The organism is Agromyces sp. NPDC056389 (assembly GCF_042262385.1).
Classification (GTDB): Bacteria; Actinomycetota; Actinomycetes; order Actinomycetales; family Microbacteriaceae; genus Agromyces.
Map to the genome: position 1 here is coordinate 2408771 of NZ_JBHJPN010000001.1, position 18635 is coordinate 2427405.

Genomic DNA, 18635 nt, shown 5'->3' on the forward strand with positions numbered 1-18635 from the left:
TCGGAACCGGTGGTGGATCAGGCTGCGGGCCGGCGGCCGGCGGAGCCCGTCGTCAGAGCCAGCGGTCGCGCAGTGCGGGCTTCAGCCAGGCGGCGGGGGAGGAGATCGACAGGCCGCCGTCGACGGGGATCGTCGTGCCGGTCACGAACGACGCGGTGTCGGAGGCGAGGAAGGCCACGACGCCGGCGACCTCATCTGGGCGGCCGATGCGGCCGAGCGGGTAGCCCTCGCTCTCGCCGGTCTCGGTCGCCGAGATGCTGCCGGGCGCCACGGCGTTGACCCGCACGCCCAGAGGGCCGTACTCGAGCGCGAGTTGCCGCACGAGCCCCTCGACCCCCGCCTTGGCTGCGGCGTAGGCCGGCAGGCCCGGTGCGGCGAGCGAGGCGTTCACCGAGGTGACGGCGACGATCGACGAACCGGGGCCGAGTCGCGGCAGCGCGGCACGCGACACGAAGAACGCGGAGTCGAGCGTCGCCCCGAGGGCGCCGCGCCAGTCGTCGTCGCTCGTGGCGTCGGCCCGGCCGATCGGCATGCGTGCGGCGGCGAGCACGACGACGTCGAGGCGGCCGAGCGCCTGCTCGGCGTCGGCGACGGCGTGCGCCGCGGCATCCGCTCGGCTGCAGTCGGCGGTGAGGTACCGCTCGAAGACGGGGTCGGCGGATGCCTCGAGCCCCACTCCGACGACCGCGTCGCCTTGCTCGGCGAAGGCCCTGGCGATCGCGAGCCCGATGTCGGAGCCGCCGCCGATCAGCAGGACGCCGCGACGGGTCACACGCGCACCGCGGTCGGCAGCGGCGGGAGGTCGAGCTCCTCGATGACGAGGTCGACGGCGGCGCGGCTGCCGGCGTCGAGGCGGGCGGCCGGGTAGCGCACGGTGGCGTGGTCGATGATGCCGCGCGCCACGAGCACCTCCTTGTGCACCGCCCACGCGATGCCGCCCTGCAGACCCACCAGCACGAGGGGGAGCATACGTCGGAACCCGGCGCGCGCCTCGTCGACGCGCCCGGTGATGAACTGCTCGAGCACGGGCGCGAGCAGGTCGGCGAACTCGCAGGCCGGCATCGTGCCGACCGCGCCGCGGGCGTACTCCTCGAGGCAGAACTGCGCGTTCTGCCCGCCGAGCACCGCGAAGTCGGCGTCACCGATCGCATCGACGACCGCGCCGACCTTCGGGGCCGTCGGGGGCGCCTCGATCTTCACCGAGTCGACGCCGTCGAGGCGGGCGAGTTCGGCGATGAGCGACGGGGCCATGGCGACGCCGGTCACGCCGGGGGCGTCCTGCACCATGACCGAGAGCGAGGTGGCCGCGGCGACCTCGCCGTAGAAGTCGACGAGGCTCGCGGCCGGCGGCTTCACCATGAACGGCGGCAGCACCATGAGGGCATCGGCGCCGCCCTCCTGGGCGATGAGCGACTGCTCGATCGAGGTCGCCGTCGAGGTGCCGTTGACGCCGGCGACGACGGGCACGCGGCCCGCGACGACCTCGACGACATCGGAGAGGATGGTGCGGCGCTCGGCCGCGGTGAGGGCGAAGCCCTCGCTCGCCATGCCGAAGACGGCGACGCCGTCGACGCCGGAGGCGAGCTGGAACTCGACCAGTCGTCGCAGGCTGGCGCGGTCGAGCGCGCCGGATTCGTCGAACGGGGTGGCAAGAATCGGCATCAAGCCATGGAGCATCGGGGCCATCGGCCAGTTCCTCACTTCAGCGTCGTTGCTTCGCCAGTCTCGCAACTGACATTCATATTGTGAGATAGCCTGCCACATATCGGGTACCTCCACCACCGAAGGATGACACGGATGTCGCGCTCAACTCCCAAACGAACCGTCGAGATCATCTCCGCCGAGCGGTACGTCCAGGCCGAGTCGCCCCGTTGGGACGGGCGCGACGGCGGTCTCGGATGGATCGACATGGCGACCGGTTCGTTCCATCGCGGGCGGTTCGACGGGGGAACGGTCGTGCCGGGGCCCGCTGTGACGGTCGGCAGGAGGATCGGCGCGCCCGTGCCGCTCGCCGAGGCCGGCGCCGGGTGGGCGGTGGCCGTCGACCGGGGCGTCGTGCACGTGGGCGACGACGGGGTCGTCTCGCCGATCGCGGTCGACATCGCCTCGGGCGACGACTACATGAACGACGGCGGCGGGGATCCGTTCGGCCGCTTCTGGGTGGGCAGCCAGTCGATGCCGAGGGCGCCGCACTGCTCGCTCTGGAGCATCGACCCCGACGGCGTGGCGACCGAGCGCCTCGACGGCGTGACCGTCTCCAACGGGCTCGCGTTCGATCGCATCGGCGAGACCCTGTACTACATCGACACGCTCCCGCATCGCAGCATCGAGGCCTTCGACGTCGCGCCCGACGGCAGGCTCGGCAACCGGCGCACCGTGTGCAGGGTCGAGGGCGGCAACCCAGACGGCCTGGCGATCGACCTGGAGGGCATGCTCTGGGTGGCGGTCTGGGATGCCGCCGAGGTGCGCCGCTACTCGCCGCAGGGCGTGCTGCTCGAGACGATCGGGCTGCCGTCGAAGCGGCCGACGGCCGTCGCGCTCGTCGACCGGCTGCTCGTGATCACGACGGCGAGCATCGGGCTGCCGCATCCGGCCGACGCCGACGGCGCCCTGCTCGGCGTCGAGGTGGAGGTCGGGGGAGCGCCGGCCTTCCCGTGGCGCGGGGCGCCGCCGCGAGCGTTCACCGACGCCGAGTAGCGCCCCGACCCGCCTGATCCGCGGCAGGGTGCTCGTCGCAGCAGGTGCCGCTGTGCACAGGGCCGCGCCGATCGCGGGCGGTTCTGCGGCCGGCGTCAATAGACTGCGCCAATGGTGAGCGCATGGAACGAGCAGGCCGCACGATATCTGCTCGCCTCCACGAACTGTCCGCGGTGCGATGCGCAACTCGGCGACCGCGCGATCTGCCCGGAGTGCGCCGCCGACCTGCGCGGCGCCGAGGGGCGTGAATTGTGGGAGGCGTCGCAGCGAGCTGCCGAGGCCGTGCACGAGCGCGCGCGGCTCATCGCGGCACTGCCGACCGCGTCGTGGGCCGATCGCACCGCGACGTCCGCCGCCGGCCGGCAGCAGGCGCGAGCGGATCCCGCACCCGCAGTCTCGGCCGCATCAGCCCCGCAGCCTGACGCCTCGACGTCGACCTCGACGTCGCAGGTGAGCGTGCAATCGGTGCTCGCCGTCGCCGGCGCGGGCCTCTTCGCGGTCGCCGCGATCGTCTTCACGTTCCTGAACCCCGATGTCGGGTTCGCCATGCGCACGACGGTGATCGCCGTCGTCACCGTGATCTTCCTCGCGACCGCCTGGATGCTCCGCCGACGAGGCGTGCAGTTCTCGGCCGAGGCGATCGGCGCGCTCGGGATGGTCTTCCTCGCCCTCGACGTCTGGGCGTTCACCGAGCTCGCGCCCGCAGAGGTGAGCGGGTGGGCGTTCGCAGCGCTCGGCACGGCGATCGCGGCCGCCGCGATGCTCGCGATCGCCTGGCGCGCGCGCATCCGCACCTGGTGGTGGATCGCGCTCGTGGGCCTCGCCTTCGTGCCGGCGTTCCTCGGCTACGCCGCCGGCGGCTGGGGCACGGCGTGGGGTCATCTGGGCGTGATCGGCGTCGCCCTCGGCGCGCAGCAGCTCCTTCGCGTCGCTGCGCCACGATTCGGCGCGGAACTCCGCACCGATCGCCTGACGCTCACGGTCGTGCAACTGCTCGCGACCGTCGTGGTGCTCGTGCAGCTGGTGTTCCTTCCGGCCGCGAACACACAGGGACCGGTGCTCGTTCGCGCCGCGATCCTCGCGCTGCTCGCCGCCCTGGCGGCCGTGGCGACCCGGTACGGGATCCCACGGAGCTGGAGCTTCATCGCGGGGGCGCTCGGCACGGCGGCGCTCGTCGCGGCGTCGTTCGCCCCGTCGACGCTCGACCCAGTGTGGCAGACGGCGCTCATGCCGCTCGCCGGTGCGGTGGCGATCGGAGCATCCGGTGCCATCCGCCCCGGCGGCGTCGTGCGTGCCCGCGAGGTGCAGAGCGGCGCGTTGGCCGTCGGCCTCGCGGTCGCGCTGCCCGCCGTTTCGATCGCCCTCGGAGCCCTCGGCTCCGTCGTGCTCGCCTTCCTCGGTGACGGGCTCGCCCCGTTCCGTTCGCCGGGGTCCGACCCGATCGTCCCGGTCGGCGCGGGCGGCCCGGCACCCGACCAGGTGCTCGCTGCGGTGCTCGGGCTCCTGGCCGCCGCCTCGGGCGCGGCCGTGCTCGCTGCGCTCGCGCGCCGCACCGAGCCCGCTGCCCACCGCACGAGCTTTCCGATCGACATGCTCGTGCTCGCCCTCTGGACGGGTGCGCTCGGCACCGCGGCGTTCGTCGGCTGGCCGGCATTCACCCCCCTCGGTGGAGCGTTGGTCGGTATCGCGGCGGCAGTGCTCGCGACCGCAATGGTGATCGTTCCGATATCGCGGTTCAGCAGGGCCCGCCTCAGCGTTCGCGTTCCCTTCATCGTGCTGGCCCATGCCGCACTCGTCGTCGCTGCGCTCCTCAGCTGGAACGACCCGAACATCACGGTGCCGGTCGGCGTCGTGATCGTCGCCGCGATCCTGGTGGTCGTCCGACCGATCGCGCCCGGTGCCCGGGTGGTGCACGTCGGCGCCGCCTACGCGTACGCCCTCGTCGTGTTCGCGACGGCGCTCGATCGCCTGGGCGTCGTGACGATCGCCGTGCTCTGCCTCACGACGACCGCGGCGGCGCTCTGCGCGCTCGCGGCGACGCTCGTGCGACGAGTGGACGCCCGCTCCTGGTACGCGATCCTCGTCGTCACCGCCGTGCCGTTCCTCATCGGCGTCGCCACGGTGCTGCGCGAGCCGAACGGGTGGACAGCGCTGTCGACCGCGGTCATGTTCCTGCTCGCGCTCGCGCTCGTGCTCACCCGCCGCCCGGGCCTGAACCGTCTGGTGCGCTCGGCGGCGGCCGCGTTGCTCGTGCCGTCGCTCGCGGTCGTCGCCGTCTGCCTCGGCTCGCAGTTCCTCGACGTCAGCGGCTCGCCGGTCGTGCTGCCGGTCATCGCCGCGATCGTCGCCGTCGTGCTGCCGGCGACGAAGGCGATCGGGGCGGTACTCGTCCGCCATGGCCACGATGCCGCCACCGCGGCATCCGTGCGCCTCTGGATCGAGATCTCCTCGCTCGTGACCGCGGCGATCGCGGTGCTGCTCGCCCTCGTGCGCGATGCCGCAGGGCTCGGCACGGCGATGGCCGTGCTCGTGGTGCTCGGACTCGGCTTCGCCGCGACGCGGATCGTCGCCGGCCGTCGCTACGGCTGGTGGCTCGCCGCGGCGAGCTGGACCGGGGCGCTCTGGTGCGTGTGGGCGATGCTCGGCATCATGGTCGTCGAGCCGTACACGCTGCCGCCCGCGATCGCTGCGATCGTCGTCGGTGCGATCCTCGTCGCTCGCGGGCGACGTGGGCTCGCCCTCGCGGCGACCGGGCTCGCGTGCGCGCTCGTGCCGTCGCTCGTGCTGCTCGCCGCCTGGGGGTCGGAGCCGGGGGCGTTCCCGTGGCGCACGGCGACGCTCCTCGCGGCATCCGTCGTGCTGCTCGTCTCCGGCCGCGTGCTCACCCGGCTGCCCGCCGGCTCGGACACGCGGATGCTTCGCACGCCCGCCCTCGCGGGGGCGCTCGTCGCCGCGGCCGCAGCGCCGATCCAGGCGATGCGGTGGGGACTCGAGCGCGACGTGGTCGCCATCGCCGACCCCGACCTCGTCATGCTGCCGGTGCTCGGCATCAGCGTCGTCGGCGTGCTGCTCGCGATCGCCTCGGTGCGGCGACTGCACGACGGTGCGCCGAAGCCGCCGGCAGCGGAGACTCCGCTCGAGATCTGGCTCCGCGAGACGCGATGGCTCCTCGCGCCGGCGCTCGTGTTCCTCGTCGCAGGGCCGGTCACGGCGATCCGGCGCGAGTGGTTCGCGATCTGGACGCTGTGGGTGCTGATGGTGCTGCTGCTCGCGCTCGCCCTCGTCACGGTGTCGCTCGCGCGCCGCGCCCGCCCGGTGCTGCCGCCGTTCTGGTTCACCTACGGGCTCGCCTGGGCGACGGGGGTCACCGGTTGGAGCGAACGCGACCTCCGCGTCGAGGTGTTCTCGCTGCCGCTCGGGCTCGCCGTGCTGGCGGCGGGCCTCATCGCGATGCGTCCGGCGGCCGCGGCGCCGTCGCATCCATCGTTGAATTCGTGGCCGATCGGGTTCCGCGGCAGCTGGCGGTTGCTCGCGCCCGGGATCGTGCTCACCTTCCTGCCGTCGGTGCTCGCGACCGGAACGGATCCGCAGCTGTACCGGCCGATCCTCGTGATCGCGCTGGCCCTCGTCGCGATCCTCGTCGGTTCGTCGCGCAAGCTCGCCGCGCCGTTCGTGCTCGGGCTCGCGGTGCTGCCGATCGAGAACATCGTGGTGTTCTCCGCCCAGGTCGACCGCGCCGTCGGGGCCATGCCGTGGTGGATCACGCTCGCGACGGCGGGTGCCGTGCTGCTCGCGATCGCCGTCGGCTCCGAGCGGCGCACCAACCAGGGCGGCGGCGTGGCGGCGCGCTTGCGCGAGCTCGAGTAGCACCCGCCGACCCGTCTGACCCGCAGCCGGGGCCTCGGGGTTGCAGATTCCGCCTTCTCGATCTAAACTGACTGGTCAGTACAAATTGAGAAGGATGCATCGTGTCGATCATCGTGCGGGCGCACGAACTCGCCCTCCACTCCAAGCGCGGCCCCGTCTACGGCCCCGTGAACCTCGTCGCCGACCGCGGCCTCACGGTGCTGCACGGCCCGGCCGGCAGCGGTCGCACGTGCCTGCTGCTCACCCTCGCCGGCCGTATGAAGCCGTCGAGCGGCACTGCGGAGGTGCTCGGCTACGAGTTGCCTCGCCGTGCCCGACCCGTGCAGCGCGCGACCGCGATCGCCGGATTCCAGGGCATCGACACGCTCGAGGAGTCGGTGACGGTCGGCGCCGCCGTTCGCGAGCGCGCCGCGTGGCTCGCGCCCTGGTGGGCGATTGTGCGCCGAACCGACGACGCCGAGCTCCGCCGCGTGCTCGCCCCCGTCTTCGGCGATGTGCCCCTGCCGTCGACCGACACCGTCATCTGGGACCTCGACGAGGTGCAGACCGTACTGCTGCGCATCGCGCTCGCGATGATGAGCGAGCCCGAGGTGCTCTTCTTCGACCAGATCGAGCAGGTGCAGTCGCCCGCGGCCCGGCGCGTGCTGTGGCAGCGCCTCCACTCGATCACCCGGGCCGGCACCGCCGTCGTGGCCTCCGCCGCCGCGCCCGACACCGCCATCTGGAACGAGCTCGGCATCGCCCCGCTCGCCTTCGACCTCACCACCATCGCGCCCGAGGTTCCGGCACCCGCCGACTCCGATGACGCCATCGACCTCATCCTGGAGCACGCCTGATGTTCGCCTTCCTCTCCTCCGGCACGGAGCTCCGCCGCTTCGGCAAGGGCACGCTGCCCAAGATCGCGCTCGTCGTGCTCCTCTTCATCCCGCTCATCTACGGCGCGCTCTACCTCTGGGCGTTCTGGGCGCCGACCGACGAGCTGAAGAACCTCCCCGTCGCACTCGTGAACGAGGACGCCGGGGCGAGTCGCGACGGCGAGGCGATCACCGCGGGCGACGACCTCGTCGATGAGCTCACGAGCCGGAACGACCTCGACTGGCAGGTGACGGATGCCGCGGACGCCACGACCGGCGTGACCGACGGCGACTACTACTTCGCCGTCACGATCCCGGCCGACTTCTCGGCCAGCGCCGTCTCGGTCGGCTCCGACGACCCGAAGCCCGCGACCGTCGAGGTCGACTACAACGACTCCAACAGCTTCCTCGCCTCCACCCTCGGCCAGCAGGCGATGGTCCAGCTGCGCGACACCGTGGCCGAGCAGGTCGGCCAGCAGACCGCCGACGCGATGCTCATCGGGCTCAACGACGCCGGCGCGGGCATCCGCTCGGCCGCCGACGGCGCGACCACCCTCGCCGACGGCCTCGCGACCGCGAACGACGGTGCCGGCCGCCTCGTCGTCGGCCTCGGCGACCTCGCAACCGGTGCCGGCGCCCTCGACGCGGGCGCCGTGCAGCTCGCCGACGGCACCGGCACCCTCGCCGACGGCCTCGAACAGCTCGCCTCGGGCGCCGGCACGCTCTCGGCCGGGGCGACCCGCGTCTCGGATGGCGCGGCCGAGCTCTCGGGCAAGGTGGCCGACGCCGCGAAGGGCTCCGCCGTGCTCGCCCAGAAGGCGCACGGCCTCGCCGACGGCGCGAGCGGGATCGCGACGAAGACCGGCGAACTCACGCAGGGCACCGCACTGCTCTCGGCGAAGATCGCGAGCCTCGAGGCCGATCTCGCCGGCGAGCAGGGCGCCACGGTCGACGTGACCGCGCGTCTCGCTGAGATCCAGGCGATCGCCGCCGGTGTCGACGGCGCGGCGCAGGCCGCACTGCCGACCGTGCAGGGATACGCGGGCCTCAGCAGCCAGTACGCCGGGGCCGTCGACCAGCTCTCCGCCGGGCTCTCCGCCGGAGCGCCGAAGGCCGCCGAGCTCGCGGCCGGCGCCTCCCAGGTGAGCGATGGCGCATCGACCCTCTCGACCAAGTCGGGCGAAGCGGCATCCGGAGCCCGAACCATCGCGAGCGGTGCAGACCGGCTCAGCTCGGGCACCGACGACCTCGTGAGCGGCACCGGCCAGCTCGCCGACGGCGGCACCGCACTCGCCTCTGGAGCGACGCAACTCGCCGACGGTGCGGGCACGCTCGCCGACAAGCTCGGCGAGGGCGCCGCAGCGGCGCCGCAGCTCACAACGGCCGACATCGAGGCGAAGGCCGACGTCATGGCCGCGCCCGTGCAGCTCGACCAGAGCTGGCAGAACGAGTCGAAGAGCTTCGGCGAGGGCTTCGCACCCTTCTTCATCGCGCTCGCGACCTTCGTCGGCGGCCTCATCACCTGGCTCATCCTGCGTGCGCTGCCGACCCGGGCGCTCGCCGCCTCGGCCACGGGCCTCCGCGCCGTGATGACCGGCTTCCTGCCCGCGATGGCGATCGGCCTCGGCCAGGTCGTGATCATGGTGCTCGTGCTGGTCTACGGCATCGGCCTCGAGCCCGCGTACTGGCTCGGCACCTCGGCGTTCATCTATCTCGTCACGCTCGCGTTCCTCGCCCTGCAGCAGATGTTCATCATCGTGCTCGGCACCGCGGCGGGCCGGGTGGTGAGCCTCGTGCTGCTCATGCTGCAGCTCAGCTCCTCCGGCGGCACCTACCCCGTCGAGACGACGCCGGCCTTCTTCCAGTGGCTGCACCCGTACATGCCCGCCTCCTACGTGGTGAGCGGCCTGCGCGAGCTCATCACCGGCGGCGTGGACTCTAGACTGTGGCTCTCGGTGCTCGTGCTGGCCGGCATCCTCGTGGGCTCGCTCGCCATCAGCGCCTGGAGCGCCGGCAAGCAGCGCATGTGGAGCGTCAGCCGACTGCACCCCGAGCTGGCGATCTAGCCGGCCAGGCCCGACCGCCGGCCCGAGCGAACGACGAGGAGACACCATGGCACGCGCGAACACCACGAAGCGCGCCATCCTCGACGCCGCGCTCGAGCTGGCGGCCACCAAGGGCATCACCGGCACGACCATGGACGAGGTCGCCGAGCTCGCCGGCGTCGCCAAGGGCAGCCTGTACTACAACTTCAGCTCGAAGGACCAGCTCTTCGAGGCCCTGCTGCAGGAGGGGGTCGGCGCGCTCGCCGAGTCCCTCCGCAGCGCGAAGGGCGAGCTCCGCGGATGGGACGCGGTCGATGCGCTCGTCATCCGGCTGCTCGACATCGTCGCCGAGAACGGCGCGCTCGCGAGGCTCATGGCCTCCGAGATCTTCCGCACCGACCGCGCCTGGCAGCAGACCCTGTTCGCACTCCGGCACGAAGCGCTCGCCGTGTTCGCCGAGGCGATCGACGAGACGGATGCCGCGGCCGGGCGCAGCAGCATCATGGCGTCGGGCGTCTTCGGGGCGGTGCTCATGTCGGGGCTCGAGTGGCTCGTCTTCGAGCCCGAACGGAGCCGCGACGACGTCGCCGCCGCCATCCTCGCGACGCTCCGCGTGCGCCCAGCGGGGTGAGGAGGCGCCCGGGCGGAGCGGAGGCGTCCGTCGCCCGGTGAGCGTAGGGTACGCAGCATGGCAGCCGATCCGTTCGACGTCGCGGTGGTGGGCGGTGGTCCGGCCGGGCTGAGCGCGGCGCTCTCACTCGCCCGGGCGCGCCGCCGCGTGATCGTGTTCGATGCGGGCGACCCGAGGAACGGCGTCGCCGAGCACATGCACGGCGTGCTCGGCCACGACGGGCTGCCGCCGACGCGGCTGCTCGAGCGGGGCCGCGTCGAGGTCGAGCAGTACGGGGGCGTCGTCGTCGAAGGGCGGGTCGAGTCCGCTCGCGCGCGCCGTGGCGGCATCGAGGTCGACGGACCGTCGGAGGTCGTGACCGCGCGGCGGCTGATCGTCGCCACCGGGCTCAGGGACCGGCTGCCGGACATCATCGGACTGCAGGAGCAGTGGGGTCGCGGCGTCGTCGTCTGCCCCTACTGCGACGGGTGGGAACGTCGCCACCACACGATCGGCGTCATCGCCGCCGGGCCCCACGGCGTCGACCAGGCGCATCAGCTCCGCCAATGGTCCGACCGGATCGTCTACTTCCCGAACGACGTCGGCGAGCCCGGGGCGGATGCGGTGCGAACACTGGAGGCGCGCGACATCCGGATCGAGCGGGGCCCGGTGCGAGCGGTCCGCTCGAGCGATGGGCGGGTCGAGGCCGTCGAGCTGGGCGACCGCTCGGTGGCGGTCGAGACGATCTTCACCGCGACGACGCTGCACCCGAGAGACCGGCTGCTGCGCGACCTGGGTGCGCGAACGCTCGATGATGAGGCCGGCTCCTGGGTGGTGGCGGACCCCGACGGCCGTACCAGCGTGGAACACGTCTGGGCGGTCGGCAACGTGATCGACCGACGCTCGAACGTCTCGGTGTCGCTCGGCGCGGGGTCGCTGATCGCCGGGGCCGTCAACGCCGATCTCACCGCTGAGGACATCGCTCGATCGATGCGCGAGGATTCAGCCGGCGGACGCTGAGTCGGGGCGGGTGTCAGGCGCTCTCGGAACCCTTCAGCTCGACGCTGATCTGCTCGGCATCGAGGTCTTCGAGGGCGGCGCTGAGCGCGGCGGCGCTGAACATGCCGTCGTCGCGGGCGTCGAGCAGTGCGGTGCGCTCCGCGTCGATCATGCGGAGCCGGAGCAGGCGCACCTGCTCGGGGTCGATGCGCCGGCCGGATCCCGCGGGCGGGGCGAGGGCGCCGGCCTTCGCGTCGGCGGGTGTGCCGGACTCGCCCGTGGCATCCGCGTCCGCCGTGGCATCCGTTTCGTCGTCGTCACTCGCGCCCTCGGCGTTCGAGAGCTGCCAGGCCGCACGCATGCGCTCGGCCATCTCCCGCACCGCAGGGTCGTCATCGGCCGCCATCTCGGCCATCGCCGCCGTGCGGAGCACCCGCTCGAGATCGCGCCGCTCCGCGATGCTCTCGCCGGGGTCGCGCGCGGGCAGCAGCCGATGCACGAGCCACGGCAGCGTGCCGCCCTGCACGAGCAGCGAGCCGACGGCGACGACGAACGCGATGAGGATGAGCAGCGAGCGGCTCGGGGTCTCCGCCGGCAGGGTCTGGGCGGCGGCGAGCGTCACGACGCCGCGCATGCCGGCCCACACCACGATCGTGCCCTCGCGCCAGCCGAGCGGCTGGGCGAGCAGGTAGTCGATGTCGGCGACCCGCCGCCGCCACATCGTGCGGAACCGCTCGGTCGTCGCCGCCGAGGGCTGCCGGCTGCGTCGTGCCTCGCCTCGCGACGCCCGGTGCTCGAGGTGCTGGGTCTCGACGGCCGCGCGCCCGCGTTCGCGCCCGCTTCCGGGGCCGCTGCCGAAGCTCGCCGTTCCGCTTGCGACACGATCGGCGATCACGCCCTTGATGGTCGCGGCCCGCTTGGCCCGACGCGAGAGGGCGGCGAGCAGCGGGGCGACGAAGGCGGCGCGGATCAGCACCGTCGCCATCAGCGCGATCGCCGCGAGCCCGACCGCGTTCCAGGCACCCGCGTGGGCGGCCTCCACGTCGGTGACGATCGCCGTGAGCTCGAGTCCCATCACGAGGAACACCGCACCTTCGAGCACGAGTTCGATCGTGCGCCAGTTCTGGACGTCCGACAATCGGTGCTGCGGGCTGAGGTAGCGCGCAGCACCCCGGCCGGTGACGAGTCCGGCGACCACGGCGGCGACGAGGCCCGAGGCGCCGAGGTGTTCGGCCGGGATGGAGGCGAGGAACGGCATCGTGAACGAGATGACGGTGTTGACCGTCGGGTTGGCGATGCGCGCGCGAACCTGCAGGTTGACCCAGCCCACGGCGACGCCGATGACGGCTGCCACGACGATCGAGTACACGAACGAGCCGGCCACTCCCCAGATCGAGACGGATGCCGCGGCGCCCGCGATCGCCGCCCGGAGCAGCACGAGGGCGCTGGCGTCGTTCAGCAGGCTCTCGCCCTCGAGCATCGCGACGACCCGCGGCGAGACGCCGAGGCGCTTCACGATCGATGTCGCGACCGCATCGGTGGGGCTGACGATGGCACCGAGGGCGATGCCCCACGCGAGGCCGAGGCCGGGGATCAGCCACGCGAACAGCAGTCCGAGCAGCACGGCGGTGATGACCACGAGCGCGATCGACAGCCCGCTGATCGCACCGAAGTCGCGGCGGAACTCCATCGCCGGCATCGAGACCGCGGCCGAGTAGAGGAGCGGCGGCAGCACTCCCGCGAGGATCCACTCCGGATCGATCTCGAACGACGGCACCGCCGGCAGGAGCCCCACGCCGAGGCCGACGAGCACGAGCAGGAGCGGCGCGGCGACGCCGAGCTTCGGTGCGACGGCCGTCGCGGCGGCGATGGCGAGCAGTGCGAGCACGCCCGCGAGGAGCAGGTCCATGTGAGCATTCTGCACTAGTGTCGGATGCCGCCACTCGAGAACGGAATCCACCATGGCCTGGCTGTTCCTCACCCTCGCGATCGTCTTCGAGGTCGCGGCGACGAGCTTCATCGGCAAGACCGAGGGCTTCACGAAGCCGTGGTGGACGGTCGGCGTGCTCGCCGCATACGGGGTCTCGTTCGCGATGCTCGCGCAAGCGGTGCGCGAGCTCGAGATCGGCATGGTCTACGCGATCTGGTCGGGCGTCGGCACCGCGGCGATCGCGGCGATCGGCGTGCTGTTCCTCGGTGAGAGCCTCACGATGCCGAAGCTCTTCGGCATCGGCCTGATCATCGCGGGCGTGATCGTGCTGAACGTCTTCGCCGCGCCGGCCGCGCACGCCTGATCGGGTCGCCCGCGGCGAACCGACATCCGCCATGCGGGGGATCCGCACGCGTGCGGCATCCGACAGGCTGGACGGATGGACCTTGACCTACTGAGCGGGGCCGCCCTCACCGGCCCCGCCCTTCTCGGCGCACTCGCGCTGCTGGCGCTCGTCGACTCCACGAGCTTCGGCACCCTGCTCATCCCCACGTGGCTGCTCCTGGCGCCCGGCCGGCTGCGGCCCGGTCGCATCCTCATCTACCTCGCGACGGTCGCCGGCTTCTACCTCCTGGTCGGCGTCGTGCTGCTGACGATCGCGGCCACCGCCCTCCCGCAGCTCATGACGCTCGCCGCGACCCCCGGGTTCCTCTGGGCGCAGCTCATCGTCGGCGCGGCCCTGCTCATCGGCTCGTTCTTCATCGGCGGCAAGCGCAAGCGCTCGGGCCCCGGCCGCTTCGCACGGTGGCGTGAGCGCGCGGTCACCGACGTGGGCGACGAGGCGGGCAGCCTGCTTCCCCTCATGGGTCTCGCGGTGGCGGCCGCGGCGGTCGAGGTGGCGTCGATGCTGCCCTACCTCGTCGGCATCGGGCTGCTCTCGACGTCGGAGTTCGACGCCGCCACCCGGTTCCTGGTGCTCGTGGGCTACTGCGTCGTCATGGTGCTGCCGGCCCTCGTGCTGCTCGGTCTTCGGATCATGGCTGCGCGGGCGATGGAGCGGCCGCTCGCGCGGCTCGGCGCCTGGATGGAGAAGAACGCCGCCGAGACGACCGGATGGATCGTCGGCATCATCGGGTTCCTGCTCGCGCGGGCGGCCGCCGTCGAGCTGCAGCTCTTCGACTGGCTCCTGTAGCGCCGGAACGCGAACGCGCGCACCGACCGGTCGGTCGATGCGCGCGTTCGCGTGGAGCGCCGGGGTGCGGCGCGTCAGTGGGTCAGCGGGTCAGTCCCACTCGATGACGGCGCCATCCGTCGCGAAGTTCATCGACGGGGTGCCGATCGACGGGCCGAACAGCACCGAGCACGTGCCGGTCGAACCGTCCTTCGTGCACTGGGCGGTGACCTCGACCGAGCCGAGGTATCCGCCGCTCACGAGCGTGGGCACGTCGTAGCTGACCTCGGGTTCCAGGGCCGCGATCGTCGCCCGGGTCTCGGCGGACAGTGAACGAGTGATGGTGCCCTCGGTGAGCTGGGTCCCGTCGCTCAGCGTCGCCGGGATCGCCAGCCCGCAGCCGGCATCGAGCGTCGTCGACGCGATGCACGCGTCGATCGCCGTCGAGACGGCCTGCCGGAAGGCGGCGGCGGCCTCGGGCGAGAGCACTGCGGTCATCCCGCTCGTGTCGGGGTACTCGCTGGGCGCGGTCACGACGACGATCTTCTCGCCCTCGAGGGCGAACCCGTCGACGGTCACGCCGTACTCGTACGCACCCGGGAACGCATCGACGTACTCGCCGCTCACCGGGACCCCGTTGATCGTCGGCTCGAGGCCGTCGAGCTGGTGGACGGCCAGCTGCCCGGTGCCACCCGTGATCTTCCACTCGTCGGAGATCTGCGAGACGGAGATGTCGGTGGTGACGGACGTGTCTCCGATCGAGTAGGTCACGGGCACCTGCCCGTAGCCGCCCGTGACCTCGGGCTCGCCGATCACGATGTCGGTGAGGGGCGCGAGCTTCTGCGACGCGGCGAGCACCTCATCGGTCAGCAGCGGGCTCGACGACTCCGTCTCGTACACGAACGAGAGCGCGGTCTCGGCGTCGGCGTCGGCGATCGCGGTGAGGAAGCCCTCGGCGGTCTCCTCGGCGCTGCCGCCACCTGCGAAGGGAGTTCCGCCGCCGGCGACGCCTCGCACGACGCTGATGGCGATCACGATCGCCACGATCAGGGCGATGAGCACGAACAGCCCGCCGCCGATGATGCCGATGATCGCGCCCGTGCCGAGGCCCTTCTTGGCCGGGGGCACCGCACCGTCGGCAGCAGGCTGGACGGGTGCCGTTGCGACGGGTGCGTACACGGGAGCAGCGGGCTCGGACACCACCGCCGGCGCGGGTGCCGCGTCAGCCGTCTCGGGAATGGTCTGTTGGGGCTCTTCGCCCCGGGAATCGTCAGTCAATGTTCCCCCTTCGGTGGCCAAGCCTAGGTGCGCCGATGTGCGGGTCCCGGCCACTCGGGGGTGGAGGCCTCCCCATTGCGGAAGTGTCGGCAGGTCGTGGTCGACTCGTGGCATGGGATTCGACGCGCAGTTCCTCGGAGTGCCGGCGGCGATGCCGCGAGTGGGCGAGGCAGACGCCTCCGCGGCCGTCGAACTCGAGTACCTCCACTTCTCGGTCGTGCTCGACACCGTGCGGCGATTTGCGCGGGTCACGGGCGTCAACGTCGACGGGCCGTCGCTCATCGACCTGCCTCGCGGCGACGACTGGAGGCTCGACGAGCGCATCCCCGCCGATTGGCAGGCGGGCCCCGAGATCTACGCCCGCAACGACTTCGATCGCGGCCACCTCGTGCGCCGGCGCGACCCCGTGTGGGGCGCGCCCGAGATCGCGGCCCGGGCGAACGCCGAGACGTTCCGCTATCCCAACGCCGCGCCGCAGGCGTCGGGCTTCAACCAGTCGAAAGAGCTGTGGCTCGGCCTCGAAGACCACGTGCTCGCGCACGCCGAGGCGTACGGGCTGCGGCTCAGCGTCTTCACGGCGCCCGTGCTCGGCGCGGGCGATCCGCCGTATCGCGGCATCCGGGTGCCCCTTCGATTCTGGAAGGTCGTCGCGTGGAACACGGGCGGCCGGCTCGCGACGACGGCGTTCGTCGTCGATCAGGCACCGCTCGTCGATACGAGCGAGGTCGTCGCCCCGACTCCCGGCGAGGCGCCACCGCTCGGCCCGTTCCGCACCTTCCAGGTGCCGGTGTCGGATGTCGCGGGCCTCACCGGCCTCGTCATGCCCGAGCTCGTGGCGGCCGACGTGATGCCGTCGACCGTCGCGGTCACCGGGTGGCGCGAGCTCGAGTCGCTGGGCGCCATCCGGTTGTGAGGTGGCGCCCCCGGGCGGGCGCTACTCGGCCGAGGGCGCGACGGGGGAGCGCTTGGCCTTGCGAGCGGCCTTCGCCGCGGCATCCGACTCGGCCATGAGGGCCTTCGTCTCGTCGAGCTCGCCGAGCATCGGCCTGATCCAGAAGGAGTTCGGGTTCGAGTCGACGAGCACCATGCGCACGAGCAGGGTGAGCGGAATCGCGAGGATCGCGCCGATCGGTCCGATGATGACCGCCCAGAAGAGCACCGAGAAGAACGTGATCGTCTGGCTCAGCGCGACGGCGTTGCCGACGACGCGCGGCTGGATGACCGACTGGATCACGGCGTTGATGAGCCCGTAGACGACGATCACCGCGATCACCATCGGCCAGCCGCCGACGAGCGCACCGAAGACGATCGGCGGGATGATCGCGATGAAGTAGCCGATGTTCGGGATGAAGCTGCAGAGGAAGGCGAGCAGCCCCCAGATGAATGCGCCGGGCACGCCGATGATGGTCAACGCGACCCAGTTGACGAGACCCTGCGCCACGCCGAGCACGGTGGTGACGACCATGTACCGGCGCACGTTGCTCGCGTAGTTGACGAGCGAGGTCGCGACGAGCGGACGATGCGGCCGGAGCTGGCGCAGCAGCGTCGGCAGGTAGCCGGCGTCCATGGCCATCAGCAGCAGCATCGTGAAGAGCACGACGAGGGTCGACGTCCAGCCGGCGAGGCCGCCGACGAGTCCGCCGACGAACCCGATCACGGTGCCGGGTTGGAAGTCGGAGAAGAGCGCGTGCACCTCGTCGGCGTTGATGCCGATCGAGACGAGCCACTGCGCGAAGTCGGCGCCCCAGGCCTTGATCTCGCCGGCGAACTCGGGCAGCAGGGTCGCGAACTGCCCGAACGCGACCATGACGGCGTAGCCGAAGGTGACGAGCAGCAACGTGACGGCGGCGATGACCGAGCCCGTCGCGATGCCGCGGGGCACGCCGTGGTCTTCGAGCCACACCCGAAGCGGGTGCACGCAGATCGTGAGCACGAGCGCGAAGAACACGGGGGCGATGATGCCCGCGAGTGCGGCGATGCCGAACGCGGCGACGGCAGCCCCGCCGAGGCCGATCAGGATGAATGCGTTGCGGTGCTCACCCCCCGGCACCTCGGCGCCGAGGGCTTCGGCATCGGTCGCGTTCGTCGCGGCCTTCGACCCGGTTCGCTTCCTGCTCCACCACATGAGGACTCCGATCGGCACGGTGCGCACGCGCGTCTTGCCTCACGATAGCGAGCGGGGGCGCGGGAGGAGCGGCGGGCTCGCGGGATCGGCGAGGGTGAGGAGTGCACGACCCACCTGCCGGTGCTGCTCGAGGGCGTCTTCGAGTGCGTGCAGTTCGGCCGCGACATCCGCTTCGCCCCGGTTGCCCTCGAGGTCGACCGCCGCGATCACGAAGACCGTGTCGGGGCCCGTGTACTCGATGTGCAGGAAGGTGACGCGATCGACCTCTGGGCGTTCGAGCAGTTCGGCGAGCACACCGTCGCGCGACTCGTCATCGATCGCCTCGCCGAGGAGGAACGCCCGGTTGCGGCCGATGAGCACGACCGCGACCACCCCGAGCAGCACGCCGACGAGGATCGAGCCGAGCGCGTCGTAGACGGGGGAGCCCGTGACCTGGTGCAGCAGCACGCCGAGGAACGCGAGCACGAGGCCGATGAGCGCGGCCGAATCCTCGGCGAACACGGCCCGCAGCGTCGGGTTCGAGCTCCTCGCGACATGCTCGATCGTGTGCAGGCTGCGTTCGCGCGCCGCTGCATGGGCCTGCCGGTACGCCCGCACGAACGAGATCGCCTCGAGCACGAACGAGATGGCGAGCACGACGTAGGCGATGCCGAAGTCACTCGCCGGCTCGGGGTCGAGCAGCTCGGTGATGCCGTGCTGGATCGAGACGACCGCACCGGCGGTGAAGAGCCCGAACGCGGCGAACATCGACCAGATGTACGCGTCCTTGCCGAAGCCGAGCGGATGCCGCGCATCCGCCGGCTTCCGCGAGCGGCGCTCGGCGATGACGAGCAGGATCTCGTTGCCGGTGTCGGCCCAGGAGTGAGCGGCCTCGGCGACCATCGACGCCGAACCCGTGATCGCCGCCGCTGCCGTCTTCGCGATCGCGATGAGGGCGTTCGCGACGAGGGCGATGACGACCGTGAGCAGGCTCTCGCCCGCAGCGTCCTCGCCGGTGCTGCCGGTGCCCGTGCCCGTGTCGATGTCGATGTCGCCCATGCACGCCTCCCCGGTTCGAGT

Annotated in this window: 15 protein-coding genes; 9 read left to right on the forward strand and 6 right to left on the reverse strand. The window is 72.1% G+C overall.

Going from position 1 to position 18635, the window contains the following annotated elements; translation table 11 throughout:
• Window positions 1–52 precede the first annotated feature (52 nt).
• Window positions 53–772 (reverse strand): SDR family NAD(P)-dependent oxidoreductase, encoded by a 720-nt coding sequence (locus tag ACFCVM_RS11295; RefSeq protein WP_375836258.1) that lies wholly within the window; start codon window positions 770–772, stop codon window positions 53–55.
• Entirely contained in the window at window positions 769–1662 is an 894-nt protein-coding gene (locus ACFCVM_RS11300) for a dihydrodipicolinate synthase family protein (RefSeq protein WP_375836259.1), read from the reverse strand. Before ACFCVM_RS11300 ends, ACFCVM_RS11295 begins: the two co-directional genes overlap by 4 nt.
• 135 nt (window positions 1663–1797) lie before the next feature.
• Between ACFCVM_RS11300 and ACFCVM_RS11305 the strand changes: the two genes are divergently transcribed.
• The 6 genes from ACFCVM_RS11305 to ACFCVM_RS11330 all read left to right on the forward strand — a co-directional run bounded on the left by ACFCVM_RS11305 (window position 1798) and on the right by ACFCVM_RS11330 (window position 11093).
• Entirely contained in the window at window positions 1798–2697 is a 900-nt protein-coding gene (locus tag ACFCVM_RS11305) for an SMP-30/gluconolactonase/LRE family protein (RefSeq protein ID WP_375836261.1), read from the forward strand.
• Window positions 2698–2808: 111 nt separating this feature from the next.
• Window positions 2809–6564, forward strand: a complete 3756-nt coding sequence (locus ACFCVM_RS11310; RefSeq protein WP_375836262.1) for an SCO7613 C-terminal domain-containing membrane protein — start codon at window positions 2809–2811, stop codon at window positions 6562–6564.
• Between the two features lie 101 nt (window positions 6565–6665).
• A complete protein-coding gene (locus ACFCVM_RS11315) occupies window positions 6666–7400 on the forward strand; it encodes an ATP-binding cassette domain-containing protein (protein ID WP_375836263.1) in 735 nt (244 codons plus the stop codon).
• Complete coding sequence (locus ACFCVM_RS11320) at window positions 7400–9484, forward strand: YhgE/Pip family protein (protein ID WP_375836264.1); 2085 nt, start codon at window positions 7400–7402, stop codon at window positions 9482–9484. Before ACFCVM_RS11315 ends, ACFCVM_RS11320 begins: the two co-directional genes overlap by 1 nt.
• A gap of 46 nt (window positions 9485–9530) precedes the next feature.
• On the forward strand, window positions 9531–10094 hold the full coding sequence (locus ACFCVM_RS11325; protein WP_375836265.1) for a TetR/AcrR family transcriptional regulator: 564 nt from the start codon (window positions 9531–9533) through the stop codon (window positions 10092–10094).
• 57 nt (window positions 10095–10151) lie between these two features.
• Complete coding sequence (locus ACFCVM_RS11330) at window positions 10152–11093, forward strand: NAD(P)/FAD-dependent oxidoreductase (RefSeq protein WP_375836266.1); 942 nt, start codon at window positions 10152–10154, stop codon at window positions 11091–11093.
• Between the two features lie 13 nt (window positions 11094–11106).
• Here the strand turns inward: ACFCVM_RS11330 and ACFCVM_RS11335 are convergent, their stop codons facing one another.
• Window positions 11107–12981, reverse strand: a complete 1875-nt coding sequence (locus ACFCVM_RS11335; protein WP_375836267.1) for a cation:proton antiporter — start codon at window positions 12979–12981, stop codon at window positions 11107–11109.
• Between the two features lie 52 nt (window positions 12982–13033).
• Here ACFCVM_RS11335 and ACFCVM_RS11340 point away from each other — a divergent pair, with 52 nt between their 5' ends.
• Window positions 13034–13366 carry a DMT family transporter gene (locus tag ACFCVM_RS11340; protein ID WP_375836268.1) on the forward strand — a complete coding sequence of 111 codons (333 nt, stop codon included), beginning with the start codon at window positions 13034–13036 and terminating at the stop codon, window positions 13364–13366.
• A 75-nt stretch (window positions 13367–13441) separates the two neighbouring features.
• Entirely contained in the window at window positions 13442–14194 is a 753-nt protein-coding gene (locus ACFCVM_RS11345) for a GAP family protein (protein WP_375836270.1), read from the forward strand.
• A 90-nt stretch (window positions 14195–14284) separates the two neighbouring features.
• Here the strand turns inward: ACFCVM_RS11345 and ACFCVM_RS11350 are convergent, their stop codons facing one another.
• The gene (locus ACFCVM_RS11350; protein ID WP_375836271.1) at window positions 14285–15451 is read right to left on the reverse strand and encodes a hypothetical protein; all 1167 of its coding nucleotides are present in this window, start codon (window positions 15449–15451) and stop codon (window positions 14285–14287) included.
• Window positions 15452–15563: 112 nt separating this feature from the next.
• Between ACFCVM_RS11350 and ACFCVM_RS11355 the strand changes: the two genes are divergently transcribed.
• Window positions 15564–16364 carry a DNA/RNA non-specific endonuclease gene (locus tag ACFCVM_RS11355; protein ID WP_375836272.1) on the forward strand — a complete coding sequence of 267 codons (801 nt, stop codon included), beginning with the start codon at window positions 15564–15566 and terminating at the stop codon, window positions 16362–16364.
• Between the two features lie 21 nt (window positions 16365–16385).
• Here the strand turns inward: ACFCVM_RS11355 and ACFCVM_RS11360 are convergent, their stop codons facing one another.
• Together ACFCVM_RS11360 and ACFCVM_RS11365 are read right to left on the reverse strand one after the other, a co-directional pair.
• Entirely contained in the window at window positions 16386–17603 is a 1218-nt protein-coding gene (locus ACFCVM_RS11360; RefSeq protein WP_375836273.1) for an AI-2E family transporter, read from the reverse strand.
• A 12-nt stretch (window positions 17604–17615) separates the two neighbouring features.
• Window positions 17616–18614, reverse strand: coding sequence for a cation diffusion facilitator family transporter (locus ACFCVM_RS11365; RefSeq protein ID WP_375836274.1), 999 nt, complete (start codon window positions 18612–18614; stop codon window positions 17616–17618).
• Between the last annotated feature and the right edge of the window lie 21 nt (window positions 18615–18635).